This is a genomic window from Eikenella sp. NML120348, from assembly GCF_001648435.1.
GTDB lineage: Bacteria > Pseudomonadota > Gammaproteobacteria > Burkholderiales > Neisseriaceae > Eikenella > Eikenella exigua.
This window is the reverse complement of record NZ_LXSP01000001.1, coordinates 580580-592556: the sequence shown is the minus strand read 5'-3', so window position 1 is coordinate 592556 and position 11977 is coordinate 580580. Positions and strand designations below refer to the sequence as shown.

12 protein-coding genes and 1 pseudogene are annotated in these 11977 nt (G+C 54.1%); 9 read left to right on the top strand and 4 right to left on the bottom strand.

The genetic code is table 11. From position 1 onward, the window contains the following. Window positions 1-203: 203 nt before the first annotated feature. From A7P99_RS02810 to A7P99_RS02800, 3 genes are all read left to right on the top strand, one after another. Window positions 204-803: a dual specificity protein phosphatase family protein gene (locus A7P99_RS02810; protein WP_231105397.1), complete on the top strand. Its 600-nt coding sequence runs from the start codon at window positions 204-206 to the stop codon at window positions 801-803. Between the two features lie 130 nt (window positions 804-933). Next, complete coding sequence (gene rpmE / locus A7P99_RS02805; protein WP_064090120.1) at window positions 934-1149, top strand: 50S ribosomal protein L31; 216 nt, start codon at window positions 934-936, stop codon at window positions 1147-1149. A gap of 232 nt (window positions 1150-1381) precedes the next feature. Continuing rightward, window positions 1382-1783 carry an endonuclease/exonuclease/phosphatase family protein gene (locus tag A7P99_RS02800; RefSeq protein ID WP_067527882.1) on the top strand — a complete coding sequence of 134 codons (402 nt, stop codon included), beginning with the start codon at window positions 1382-1384 and terminating at the stop codon, window positions 1781-1783. Between the two features lie 255 nt (window positions 1784-2038). On the opposite strand, the gene aspA is transcribed toward A7P99_RS02800, so the two are convergent. The 4 genes from aspA to cysK all read right to left on the bottom strand — a co-directional run bounded on the left by aspA (window position 2039) and on the right by cysK (window position 6651). Next, window positions 2039-3436, bottom strand: coding sequence for an aspartate ammonia-lyase (aspA, locus tag A7P99_RS02795; RefSeq protein ID WP_067527880.1), 1398 nt, complete (start codon window positions 3434-3436; stop codon window positions 2039-2041). 233 nt (window positions 3437-3669) lie between these two features. Next, window positions 3670-4608 (bottom strand): prolyl aminopeptidase, encoded by a 939-nt coding sequence (pip, locus tag A7P99_RS02790; RefSeq protein ID WP_067686441.1) that lies wholly within the window; start codon window positions 4606-4608, stop codon window positions 3670-3672. Window positions 4609-5089: 481 nt separating this feature from the next. Further along, window positions 5090-5551 (bottom strand): prokaryotic membrane lipolipid attachment site family protein, encoded by a 462-nt coding sequence (locus tag A7P99_RS02785; RefSeq protein WP_067447183.1) that lies wholly within the window; start codon window positions 5549-5551, stop codon window positions 5090-5092. A gap of 161 nt (window positions 5552-5712) precedes the next feature. After that, window positions 5713-6651: a cysteine synthase A gene (gene cysK / locus A7P99_RS02780; protein WP_067527878.1), complete on the bottom strand. Its 939-nt coding sequence runs from the start codon at window positions 6649-6651 to the stop codon at window positions 5713-5715. A gap of 214 nt (window positions 6652-6865) precedes the next feature. On the opposite strand from cysK, the gene A7P99_RS02775 reads away from it, so the two are divergent. From A7P99_RS02775 to A7P99_RS09570, 6 genes and pseudogenes are all read left to right on the top strand, one after another. Continuing rightward, on the top strand, window positions 6866-7825 hold the full coding sequence (locus A7P99_RS02775; RefSeq protein ID WP_067447179.1) for a beta-ketoacyl-ACP synthase III: 960 nt from the start codon (window positions 6866-6868) through the stop codon (window positions 7823-7825). A 281-nt stretch (window positions 7826-8106) separates the two neighbouring features. Next, entirely contained in the window at window positions 8107-8604 is a 498-nt protein-coding gene (locus A7P99_RS02770; RefSeq protein ID WP_067447177.1) for a YbhB/YbcL family Raf kinase inhibitor-like protein, read from the top strand. A 327-nt stretch (window positions 8605-8931) separates the two neighbouring features. Further along, window positions 8932-10149 (top strand): uracil-xanthine permease family protein, encoded by a 1218-nt coding sequence (locus tag A7P99_RS02765; RefSeq protein WP_067527874.1) that lies wholly within the window; start codon window positions 8932-8934, stop codon window positions 10147-10149. Between the two features lie 117 nt (window positions 10150-10266). Further along, the gene (locus tag A7P99_RS02760; protein WP_067686438.1) at window positions 10267-10791 is read left to right on the top strand and encodes a DUF3465 domain-containing protein; all 525 of its coding nucleotides are present in this window, start codon (window positions 10267-10269) and stop codon (window positions 10789-10791) included. Between the two features lie 88 nt (window positions 10792-10879). Further along, a complete protein-coding gene (locus A7P99_RS02755) occupies window positions 10880-11452 on the top strand; it encodes an RDD family protein (protein WP_067447173.1) in 573 nt (190 codons plus the stop codon). A 19-nt stretch (window positions 11453-11471) separates the two neighbouring features. After that, window positions 11472-11871, top strand: a pseudogene (locus tag A7P99_RS09570) (DUF1841 family protein). The last annotated feature ends 106 nt before the right edge of the window (window positions 11872-11977 follow it).

The window sequence follows — 11977 nt, the reverse complement described above, 5'->3', positions numbered from 1 at the left end:
CTGAACTTGTAAATTGGGAATTGTACATTTTTTAGACAAAGCCTCCAAGTGCGGTGGCGGTTGTCGGAACGGGCATGCTTATTTACAATGCGTGCCGTTATTGTTTTTCAGGTAGCCTGCGATTTCGATGAAGGCTACCTGAAAGTTTCATTTGAATAGCGTGTTACAGAATTAAATAAAGAGATTACGCAATGGGAACAAAAATGAATAAAACCTGTTTGGGCGGGCTGTTGCTGGCACTTATGCTGAGCGCTTGTGCGCAGCCGCAGGCACAGGTGCAAACGCCGCCGGCCGGGCAGCCGGCTTGGGCGGAGCAGGTGAGCAAGGCGGCCAATCTGTATCGGGTGGACGACAAACTCTACCGCAGCGAGCAGCCAGTGGCAGAAGATGTGGCGCTATTGCAATCTTTGAACGTGAAAAGCGTGGTGAATCTGCGCTATTTTAACCGTAGCGGCGACCGCAAAGTGTTGGCCGACCGGGGCATCGCGCTGTTCAACCGCCCACTGCTCACTTGGCGGATTACGCCGAAACAGGTGGCCGAAACGCTATATTTGATTGAACAGCAGCAGGCTGAAGGGCCGGTGTTGATCCATTGCTACCACGGCGCCGACCGCACAGGCCTGATTGCCGGCATGTACCGCATCATCTACCAGGGCTGGACGGTGGAGCAAGCCAAAAATGAAATGCGCCACGGCCCCTACGGTTTCCACAGCATCTGGCGCAATATCGAGGATTTGTTTACCGAAGAGAACGTGCGCCAAGTGCGGACGCATTTGCAGCAGTTGCGTTCACAGCCTAAATAGCCGAAAAATAAGTTTTCAGGTAGCCGAATATGCGCGCAGCCTATTGCCTTAATGGACGTTTTTAAGTACAATCCGCCGCTTGTCTGTAGTATAGGCAAATTCCCTATACCCGCTTTTTAAAGGAAAAACCATGAAACCTGAAATTCATCCCGACTACCACGAAGTCAATGTTACCTGCTCTTGCGGCAACAAATTCACCACTAAATCTGCCATGAGCAAAACCGAATTCAACATTGAAGTTTGCTCCGAGTGCCACCCGTTCTACACTGGTAAACAGAAGATCGTGGATAGCGCCGGCCGTGTGGACAAATTCAATCAGAAATACGGCAATATGTTCAAACGTTAATTTGCTGCCGTGTTTCCCCGAGGCTGCCGAATGGCAGCCTTTTGTTTTGCCTGGAAATAGGGCGGGATGTCAGGAAACGGATGCCAAGCAGGCTGAATACAACAGAAATGAAAAGTTTTGACTGAAGCAGTTGGAAAATGGCATAGACAGGACATATTTAGCAGAGTATTGCAGGTTAGCACATAAGATGCTACCTGAAAAACAGCATTAAATTTCTTTGCCACGCCACACCATGAGCCGCGCCGTTTCCATCACCACCTACAATATCCACAAAGGCATGTCGCCGTTAAATCGGCGGCTACAACTGCCGCAAATGGTCAATGCCCTGCAACATCTCGATACCGACATCCTGTTTTTGCAGGAAGTGCAGGGTGTACACCACAAACGGCAGCAGAACGTGCCCGAATTTCCTGCCGAACCGCACGGTGAAGTGATCGGCAGGCAGCTCACTTTCGCCTGCAGCTACGGCCAAAACGCCACCTATGCCGGTCGCCACCACGGCAACGCCATCCTCAGCCGCCTGCCGCTGCAGATGCGCACCAATCTAAACGTATCGGTAAACCGGCTCGAACGACGTGGCGTGCTGCATTGCGAAATTCAGCCACCCGGCAGGGATAGGATGTTACCGTATTAAACGCAGTAAGCCACCAGGGGTTGCTCTGGTAACAACTCTCCGACCACCTGCCCCCTCTTTGCTGTAGTCGTACCGAAATAGTAGTGGTGAGTAGTAGCAAAAGCACTCCACTTCCTACAGGGTTACTTGCCTTGCCGTACTATTTGTACTGTTTGCGGTTCGCCGCCTTGTATGAAAAAATGTGCTTCAACTGGAAAGGCTACCTGAAAACCGATTATCGGTTTTCAGGTAGCCTTTCTCTTTTTCAATTTAAGCTCACAAACGCGGATTGGCCAAGTTTTGTGGCGACAGGATGCGGTCGAGCTCCGCTTCGCTCAAGAGCTGGCGTTCCAGCACCACTTCGCGCACGGTTTTGCCGGTTTGGGCGCAGATTTTGCCTACCAAGTCGCCGTTTTCGTGGCCGATATAGGGGTTGAGATAGGTTACCAGGCCGATGGAGTTGAAGACGTAGCGTTCGCAGATTTCGCGGTTTACCGTGATGCCGCGCACGCATTTGTCAGCCAGCGTAATGGCGGCGTTGCCTAAAAGCGAGATACTTTCAAACATGGATTGCGCGATAACCGGCTCCATCACGTTGAGCTGGAGCTGGCCGGCTTCGGCGGCGAAGGTGATGGCGGTGTCGTTGCCGATTACTTTGAAACAAACTTGGTTCACCACTTCGGGAATCACGGGATTCACCTTGGCGGGCATAATCGATGAGCCGGCCTGCATTTCCGGCAGGTTGATTTCTTTCAGGCCGGCACGCGGGCCGGAAGAGAGCAGGCGCAGGTCGTTGCAGATTTTGGAGAGCTTCACGGCGGAGCGCTTCAGGGCACCGTGCACCATCACATAGGCGCCGCAGTCGGAGGTGGCTTCGATCAGATTTTCGGTGAGCTTGCAGGGCAGGCCGCTGATTTCGGAGAGTTTTTGCACGGCCAGCGGTGCGTAGCCTTGCGGCGTATTGATGCCTGTACCGATGGCGGTGGCGCCGAGATTCACTTCCAGCAGCAGTTGGCGGGTGCGTTCGAGGTTGGTTTCCTCTTCTGCCAGTAGCACTTGGAAGGATTGGAATTCTTGGCCGGCAGTCATGGGCACGGCATCTTGCAGCTGGGTGCGACCCATTTTTAATATGTCTTTGAATTCATCAGCTTTGGCAGCAAAGGTGTTTTTCAGGTGTGCCAGTTGGCCCAGCAGTTCGCCAATGCTGGTATACACGGCCAGCCGGAAGCCGGTGGGATAGGCGTCGTTGGTGGATTGGCTGGCGTTCACATGATCCATGGGGTTGACGATGTCGTAGCGGCCTTTGGCGTGGCCTAAGGCTTCCAAGGCGAGGTTGGCGATCACTTCATTGGTGTTCATGTTCACCGAAGTGCCGGCGCCGCCTTGGAATACGTCGGATGGGAACTGGTCGAGGCAGCGGCCTTTAATCAGCACCTCGTCGCAGGCTTGGGCAATGGCGGCGGCGATTTCAGGCTTGAGTGCGCCCAGCTCGCCGTTGGCTTGGGCTGCGGCTTTTTTCACCATCACCATGCTGCGTACAAACTGGGGTACGTCGGAAATTTTCTGCCCGGAGATTTGGAAGTTTTCCACTGCGCGCAGGGTATGGATGCCCCAATAGGCGGTTGCGGGGATTTCGCGTTCGCCTAGGAGGTCGTGTTCGGTGCGGGTTGTCATGTTTGGCTATCCTTTGAGTGGGGGTAGGGTGGTTAATGCAGGCTGGCGGCAGCGGTAGCCTAGAGATTGCTGATAGCTTACTGCAATATGTTGGGAGCGTGTTGGTTAGCATTCATTGCCAGCAAAATGATAGCAGTTAGTTGCTAGACATGATTGGCGTTAAATCAAAGAGGCTACCTGAAGCAGCAAAACGGTTTTCAGGTAGCCTCATCGCGTGTGTTCAACGGAATAAATCAAGCACTGAGCCGTTCGGCAAATTCATCGGTGGCCTGCACTAGGGCATCGGCGATGGCAGGGTTTTGCGCGTAGTGGCCGCTTTGGATAATACGCAAATCAGCCTGCGGCAGTGCCTGCTTCAAATCCCATGCGCTGCGGGTAGGGGTGCAAAGGTCGTAGCGGCCTTGCACGATGATGGTGGGGATATGCTGGATTTTGTGGGCGTTGGCCAAGATGGATTTATCGCCCTGCAACCAGCCTTGGTGCATGAAATAGTGGTTTTCAAGTCGTGTGATAGACAAAGAGGCTTGTGGGTCTTCGTCCACCGGTTTGGGGTCGAACCAAATCAGCCAGCTTTCCCAATCTGCCCAGGCTTTGGCGGCGGGCAGATGCACGGCGGGGTCGGGCGAATTAAGCATCCAATAATAAGCCTCCACCAACGAGCCGGCACGTTGCTCTGGCGGCACGGCGGCTAAATAGCGTTGCCACTGTTCGGGATAAATCATGCTTACGCCGCCTTCTTCGCTCAGCCAATTAATTTCAATTTGTCGGCAGAGGAAAATGCCACGCAAAATCAAGCCGCATACACGGTCGGGATAGGTTTCGGCATAGGCGAGAGAAAGGGTGCTTCCCCATGAGCCGCCGAATACCAGCCAGCTCTCAATGCCAAGCATTTTTCTTACTTTCTCAATATCTTCCACTAAGTCCCAGGTAGTGTTTTCGCGGGTATCGGCATAGGGGGTGGATTTGCCGCTGCCGCGTTGGTCGATGATGATGATACGGTATTTTTCCGGATTGAAAAAACCCCGGCAAGCCGGACTAGATCCGGCGCCGGGGCCACCGTGCAGGAAGATAACAGGGATGCCTGCAGGATTACCGCTTTCCTCCCAGTAGATTGTGTGGAGCTCAGATACAGGCAGCATACCGCTGCGGAGTGGTTCTTGAATCGGATACATAAACTTCTCCTTAATTCAGAATTTGGACAGATATCGGTATTGCCTAACAGATGCTCATCGATATCTATGCGCTATTTGTTATAAATGGTTTTAGGTATATCATAGGGAGAATGATACACCATTTCGTTCACCTTTAAAATTTAGTAAAGATTTGTTGTATCAGGGTGGTTTAATAGACTGATAATTGTGCTGGAAAATCAAATAGAGACGAGGGTTGTGCGCTGTGTGTGGCAAAGCAGCTTTATTTATGTATAGTGAAACCCTTAACCAATTGCTACGGGATTAATTCGCTTTGTTGTACTCTTGTACTGTCCTGCTACTCACTGCCTTGTGTCAGTTAATTAGGGACTCTATAACTATATGAAAAATGTGCTTCGGCAATATTGAAGAAACAAAATAAAAGGCTACCTAAAAACGCAGCGCAGCAGAGTTTCTGCAGAGCTAAAACTTTCAGTAACCTTTGCTGATTCGTGCAGCTTGTTTATTTCAGCGGCTGCATATTCATCACTTCCATCAGGAAGTTGGTGAACGCAGGGTTGGACGGACGGTTTTGCATATTGGGCCAACGTTGCTGCCAGCCTTGCAGGGCGTTGCGCACGAAGATTTTAGATTGCTCGGGCGTGATGCGGCCTTGTTGGCTTTGTACGGCAGAGCGCAAGTAGATTTCATACATGCTGTCGTCCACGCTGTTGCGGCCGACTAAGTTGATGCGGAAGCGGTTGAGTTGCTGCGCAGCCTGGGTTTTGGTTATACGGCCTTTGTTTACTTCGTAGCCCAAACGGGTGGCTTCATTACGGATTTTAGCCACATCGCCCCAGTGGCTGGCAGCTAGGGTGTAGCGCGGTGAGGCCTGTGTGTTTTGGCGTGTGTTGTTGGGGGAAGAAATGAGGTTACAGCCGCCGAGCAGGCCGGCAACGAGGAGGATGGGGATATATTTTTTCATGTTTTGACTTAAGGTAACAGTTCCATTAATGCGGTTAACTATAGGGAAAATCGAGCGGCGGGGCAAGTTTTTGGCGGTTTTTCCGACAAATTTACAACACGCTGGCAGGTTTGAAATACGAAAAAAGCCGCATGGCTGCGGCTTTTTGGCATTGGATTGCCTTAGGAGGCGAGGTCTTCAAACAGCGGGGTGGAAAGATAGCGTTCACCGTTGGAAGGCAGCACTACTACGATGAGTTTGTCTTTATTTTCCGGTTTTTTCGCCAGCTCCAAGGCAGCCCAGATGGCGGCGCCGGAAGAGATGCCCACCAAGAGGCCTTCTTTGGCGGCGGCATCGCGGGCGGTATCGAAGGCGGCTTGGTTGGCCACGGTAATCACGCCGTCGTAGATTTCGGTGTTCAGGGTTTGCGGCACGAAACCTGCGCCTAAGCCCTGAATCGGGTGCGGGCCTTTTTCACCACCGCTCAATACGGGGGAAGCGGCAGGCTCAACTGCATAGGCCTGCAGTGAGGGTTTGTGTTTTTTCAGCACTTCGCTCACACCGGTGAGCGTGCCGCCGGTACCCACACCAGAAACGAAAATATCAACTTGGCCGTCGGTGTCGCGCCACACTTCTTCGGCAGTGGTACGGCGGTGGATTTCGGGGTTGGCGGGGTTGTCGAACTGGCGCGGCATAAAGTACTGGCCGGGGTGGGCGTTCACCAGTGCTTGGGCTCGGGCGATGGCGCCGGGCATACCTTCTGCGCCGGGGGTAAGGATGAGCTCGGCGCCGTAGGCGCGTAGCAGTATTTTGCGCTCCTTGCTCATGGTTTCCGGCATGGTGATGACCAGTTTATAGCCCAAAGCGGCGCAAACCATAGCTAGGCCGATACCGGTGTTGCCGCTGGTGGCTTCCACAATGATGGTGTCGGGTTTGATTTGGCCGGCTGCTTCGGCGGCGCGGATCATGGAGATGGCGATGCGGTCTTTCACGCTGCTGCCGGGGTTGAAGTATTCCAGCTTGGCGGCCACTTTGCCGGGCAGGCCTTCAGTGAGGCGGTTGAGGTAAACCAGCGGGGTGTTGCCGATTAAATCAACGATGTTGTTGGCGATATTGTTCATTAGGGGCTCCTGTGAAGTGTGGATTGGATACGGGGTGCATGATAATTGCAAAGCGGCACACAAACAAATAATTTGTTTTTGTATTAATATTAATAAAGGCATATGCAACGGCGGTATTTCGCATGAAGTTTGGATAAATCATGAGACAAACCCGGCGGAAATCTTTAAAATACGCCGTTTCCCAGCAGTAGATTAACCCTAAAGCGACACACTCATGACCTACGCCAAAATCCTCGGCACCGGCAGCTACCTGCCGGCCAAAACACTCAGCAACCACGACCTAGCCAAAATTGTAGACACTTCAGACGAGTGGATTACCACCCGTACCGGCATCAAAACCCGCCATATCGCCGCCGACAACGAAAAATGCAGCGACTTGGCCGTAGCCGCTGCGCAAAACGCGCTGGAAGCCGCAGGGGTGGATGCAGCTGAAATTGATTTGATTGTCGTGGCCACTTCCACGCCCGATATGCAATTTCCCGCCACCGCCACCATCGTGCAGCAGAAGCTCGGCATCAGCGGCTGTCCTGCGTTCGATGTGCAGGCCGTGTGTGCCGGCTTTATGTATGCCATCACCACCGCCAACGCCTACATCAAAAGCGGCATGGCCAAAAAAGCTTTGGTAATCGGTGCCGATGTGTTCAGCCGCATCATGGACTGGACCGATCGGCGCACCTGCGTGCTGTTCGGCGACGGCGCCGGCGCCGTGGTGCTCGGCGCATCCGACGAGCCCGGTATCCTGCACAGCAAACTCTTGGCCGACGGCAGCTACGGCCACCTGCTGCAAACCCCCGGCCAGATTGCCAACGGCGCCGTTTGCGGCACACCGTTTTTGCAGATGGACGGCCCCGGCGTATTCAAATTCGCCGTGAAAGCGCTGGCCAAAGTGGCCGAAGACGTGATTGCCGAAGCCGGCCTCATCCCCGAGCAAATCGATTGGCTGGTGCCGCACCAGGCCAACTACCGCATTCTGGAAAGTACTGCCAAACATCTCAAACTCGGCATGGAAAAAGTGGTGCTCACCGTGCAGGATCACGGCAACACCTCCGCTGCCTCTATTCCCCTCGCCCTCGACTGGGGCGTGCGCCACGGCAGCATCCAACGCGGCCACACCCTGCTTTTGGAGGGCATCGGCGGTGGCTTCGCCTGGGGCGCGGTACTGGTAAAATATTAGGCTTGCAGCTGCCTATTAGGCACCAAGAAAGGCTACCTGAAAGTTTCAGGTAGCCTTTTGCGTGGGTATCGGCAAGCATTAAGCAGGGCATTCATGCCCAATATCGACATTATTATTTGATCAGCACAAGCGATTGAAACGGAGATAAAACCTACTGCTACTGGTTTGCAGCTAACCTCCGGTACAATTAAGGCTGGCTGAAATCTTTGCTGGCTGGTGAGTCTGTGATATGTGCTTTAATTTGCGGTTATAATTAGCTTATCCAACCACAGGAGAACACCATGAAAGTCAGCACTTCCGCCATCCAAAATGGCGCATTCGCCGACCGCTTCGGCAAACGCGGCAGCCAATTCAGCCCCAACGGCATGCCCACTTATTCCATCCCGTTTGAAATCAGCGATGCCCCGCCCGGAACCCAATCTTTCGCTGTGGTGTTGGAAGACAAAGATGCCATTACTGCCAGCGGCTTCGTGTGGGTGCACTGGCTGATTGCCGACCTCACCCGCACTTCTGTGCCGGAAAACGACAGCCAAACGGCCCAAGATTATGTGCAGGGCGCCAACAGCTGGGCCAGCGTGCTGGGGCAGCTCGATTTGGAAGAAGCCTCTGCTTATGGCGGTATGGCACCGCCCAACTGCCGCCACCGCTACGAATTGTTTGTGTATGCGCTCGACACCAAGCTCAACTTGCCGCAAGGTTTCCGCTACAACGACCTGCACTTCGCCATGCGCGGGCATATCCTGGCCGAAGCTTATGCAGTGGGCACTTATGATGTGTGAGATGAAGTGGTAAACAAAGGCTACCTGAAAACGCAACGCAGTTTCTGCCAAGCTAAAAGTTTCAGGTAGCCTTTTGTATGCCTGCGTGTAGGGAAAGTGTATTCCTACCGTTTTCAGGTAGCCTCCAAATGGCATGGCAGGTTACCTGAAAACTATATGGCGGATTCCCTTGGCCTGGGTTGCAGCGTTGTCTTGCCTTTTCTTTTGCTGGAGTGGTTTTGAGCCAGCAGGATTTTCATATTTTCAGGTAGCCCAAGCGATGCGGACGCACAGGCTCTCGGGTATAATCCAGTCCGTTTTGCCGACTGAATTTTTCGAGGAGGAGACATGTTCCAATCTTTTAAAACCGCAGTGGCGGGGGCGCAGATTTTGTTTGTGGCCTTCGGCGCAATGGTGCTGGTGCCGCTGCTCACAGGGTTGAACCCGGCGATGGCGCTGTTGGGTGCGGGCATCGGTACGCTGCTGTTTCAGGCGCTGACCGGCCGCAAGGTGCCGATTTTTCTGGGTTCGTCGTTTGCGTTTATCGCGCCGATTATCTATGCCATGCAGGAATGGGGCATGGGCGGCACGATGTTCGGGCTGTTTGCGGCTGGCTTTATGTATTTTGTGTTTGCCGCGCTGATTAAGTATTTCGGGTTGCCGATGGTTAGCCGATTGCTGCCGCCGGTGGTGATCGGGCCGGTGATTATGGTGATCGGGCTTTCGGTGGCCGTGGTGGCCAGCAGCATGGCGATGGGCCAGGCCGGCGGCAATCAAGTGTTGGATTACACCCATTCGCTGCTGCTTTCTGGTTTCACCTTTGCGGTGACCGTGATGGTGGCGGTGTTTGGCAGCAAGATGATGAAACTGGTGCCAATTTTAATCGGGGTAGCGGCCGGCTATTTGATGGCCTTGGCCATGGGTATGGTGGATACCGCGCCGATTGCCGCCGCGCCGTGGTTTGCCGTGCCGCATTTCCATTCGCCGCAGGTGAATTGGCAGGCCGCACTGTTTATGCTGCCGGTGGCGATTGCCCCGGCAATTGAGCATATCGGCGGCATCATGGCCATCGGCAAGGTAACCGGTAAGGATTATGCCACCGAGCCGGGGCTGCACAGAACGCTGGCTGGCGACGGCCTGGGCGTGTGCGTGGCCGGCTTGATCGGCGGCCCGCCGGTAACCACTTACGGCGAGGTAACGGGCGCGGTGATGCTTACCAAAAACAGCAATCCGGCCATCATGACTTGGGCGGCCATCTTCGCCATCTGCATGGCATTTTTCGGCAAATTTAATGCTTTCCTGGCTTCGATTCCGCTGCCGGTGATGGGCGGGGTGATGATTCTGCTGTTCGGCACGATTGCTTCACTGGGACTGAAAACGCTGATCGATGCGCAGGTAAACCTGATGCAGCCGAAAAACCTGGTGATTGTGAGCTCGGTGCTCACCGTGGGCGTGGGCGGCATGGAAATGAAGCTGGGCAGTTTCAGCTTTGCGGGTGTGGGCTTGTGCGCGCTGCTGGCGATTCTCCTGAGCCTGCTCTTGCCCGATGTGCGGCACGACGATTAACCTGTTTGAGGCTACCTGAAAACGGAGTTTCCGAAGGAAGCGGAGTTTCTGCGAAGCTAAAACGCAACTTCCATAAGCTCAAACTTTCAGGTAGCCTGCTAACTAATTCAAACAACAATGAATAAGAAACAAAACAAATGGCTGTGGCTCTTGGTGTTGCTCGGCATCGCCGCCTATTTCCACTTTGCCGAACAGCCAAAATCCAAGCCGGAGCAGGGTGCGGCACAGCCGCAAACCGCCGTAGTCGAACAGGCGCGTGTACCACACCGAAACGCTACCCAACCCTCTGCCAAGTCGGGTGCTACAGACGGTGCCGAACTGATTGCCCAAGCTTTTGCCGAGCAGCGCAGCGATGTGCAGGTGAGCGGCAGCGGCAAAGTGCACCGCACTCTGCCCGACGACACCCAAGGTTCGCGCCACCAGCGTTTCATCATGAAACTCTCCAACGGCCAAACCGTATTGGTGGCACACAATATCGACCTCGCGCCGCGAATTCCGCGTTTGCAGCGCGGCGATACAGTGGGCTTTTCCGGCAAATACGAATACAACGCCCAAGGCGGCGTGATCCACTGGACGCACCACGACCCGGCCGGCCGTCATGCGGATGGCTGGTTGGAGCATAATGGTCAACGGTATCAGTAGCAGCATTCAGGCTACCTGAAAACAGCAGGAGACAGGTTTTCAGGTAGCCCCGTAAGCAAACCGTCAGACTAATCAGAAAGGAAAAATTATGCGGGATTTTCGTAAACCAAACTTCAATAGTCAGATAGGCGAAGAGATCAAACAAGTTTTCCGTTCCGCCGTTTTGGAAGACGAACCGTTTGACGAAGACGGCATCAATGTAGAGCTGGCGGCGCCGTGGCGGCGGATAGCTGCAGCAGCATTTAACCTGTTGATGCTACTGCTGTTTACCATCGGTGTCGGCTTTATTGTTGGCCTAGTCGGCAGCCTATTTGGCAGCAATTTCGGCAACCCTGCCCTCATCGGCTATGGCGCGATGCTTGCCTATGTGATCGGGCAGGCCATGTTGATGGCCAATAGCGGGCAGAGCCTGGGCAAACGCATTATGGGCATTCGTGTGATTAGCGAAGACGGCAGCGAGCCCAGCTTGGTGCAATACCTTCTGTTGCGCGAAGCCGTCATTCTGCTGCCGTTGGCCATCTTGCTGAAATTCATCCCGCTTATCGGTGGCATGCTATCCTTGGTGGTGGCCGCTGCCTGCATCCTCATGATGTTTATGGAAGACGGCAACCGCCGCACTGGGCAGGATATGTTGGCAAAAACCTTGGTTATCCGCGATTAGGCGCCAAAGGCTAGCTGAAATGTATGATGTAAACACCCACGACGTGCGCCGCTTTTTTGCCGACGTATGGCGGCAATGCCTTGCCTCGCTGCAACTGGACGCCGGAGCAGGGCGAGACCAATCCCTTCCTGCATCTGTCGCTGCACCTTTCGATACAGGAACAGAGCGACATCGACCAACCGCCCGGCATCCGCGCCATCCACCATAAGCTGCAAGGCCGTTATGCTGGCGACTGGGTACGCGCCGAACACGATGTGATGGACGCGCTGGCCGAAACCATTTGGAGTGCGCAGCGCAACGGGCAGGGGCTGGATGTGAACCTCTACATGACCCGCCTGCGCCGACTGGTCGGCTTGGGGCAGGAAGACCATGCCCGTCTTAATCCGCATGAGGTGGCAAAGATGGAGGCGGGGCATTAGCCAGTTGTATTGAGTTAAAGAGAAAGGCTACCTGAAAGTGCCGAGAGGTTTCAGGTAGCCTTTTTTAATTGAAGTGGCTATCGCCGTATGGTGGAGGATAACTAAA

Coding starts and splice junctions, on each gene's coding strand:
- A7P99_RS02810 (WP_231105397.1), top strand. CDS start 204: ATGAATAAAACCTGTTTGGGCGGGCTGTTGCTGGCACTTATGCTGAGC.
- rpmE (WP_064090120.1), top strand. CDS start 934: ATGAAACCTGAAATTCATCCCGACTACCACGAAGTCAATGTTACCTGC.
- A7P99_RS02800 (WP_067527882.1), top strand. CDS start 1,382: ATGAGCCGCGCCGTTTCCATCACCACCTACAATATCCACAAAGGCATG.
- aspA (WP_067527880.1), bottom strand. CDS start 3,436: ATGACAACCCGCACCGAACACGACCTCCTAGGCGAACGCGAAATCCCC.
- pip (WP_067686441.1), bottom strand. CDS start 4,608: ATGTATCCGATTCAAGAACCACTCCGCAGCGGTATGCTGCCTGTATCT.
- A7P99_RS02785 (WP_067447183.1), bottom strand. CDS start 5,551: ATGAAAAAATATATCCCCATCCTCCTCGTTGCCGGCCTGCTCGGCGGC.
- cysK (WP_067527878.1), bottom strand. CDS start 6,651: ATGAACAATATCGCCAACAACATCGTTGATTTAATCGGCAACACCCCG.
- A7P99_RS02775 (WP_067447179.1), top strand. CDS start 6,866: ATGACCTACGCCAAAATCCTCGGCACCGGCAGCTACCTGCCGGCCAAA.
- A7P99_RS02770 (WP_067447177.1), top strand. CDS start 8,107: ATGAAAGTCAGCACTTCCGCCATCCAAAATGGCGCATTCGCCGACCGC.
- A7P99_RS02765 (WP_067527874.1), top strand. CDS start 8,932: ATGTTCCAATCTTTTAAAACCGCAGTGGCGGGGGCGCAGATTTTGTTT.
- A7P99_RS02760 (WP_067686438.1), top strand. CDS start 10,267: ATGAATAAGAAACAAAACAAATGGCTGTGGCTCTTGGTGTTGCTCGGC.
- A7P99_RS02755 (WP_067447173.1), top strand. CDS start 10,880: ATGCGGGATTTTCGTAAACCAAACTTCAATAGTCAGATAGGCGAAGAG.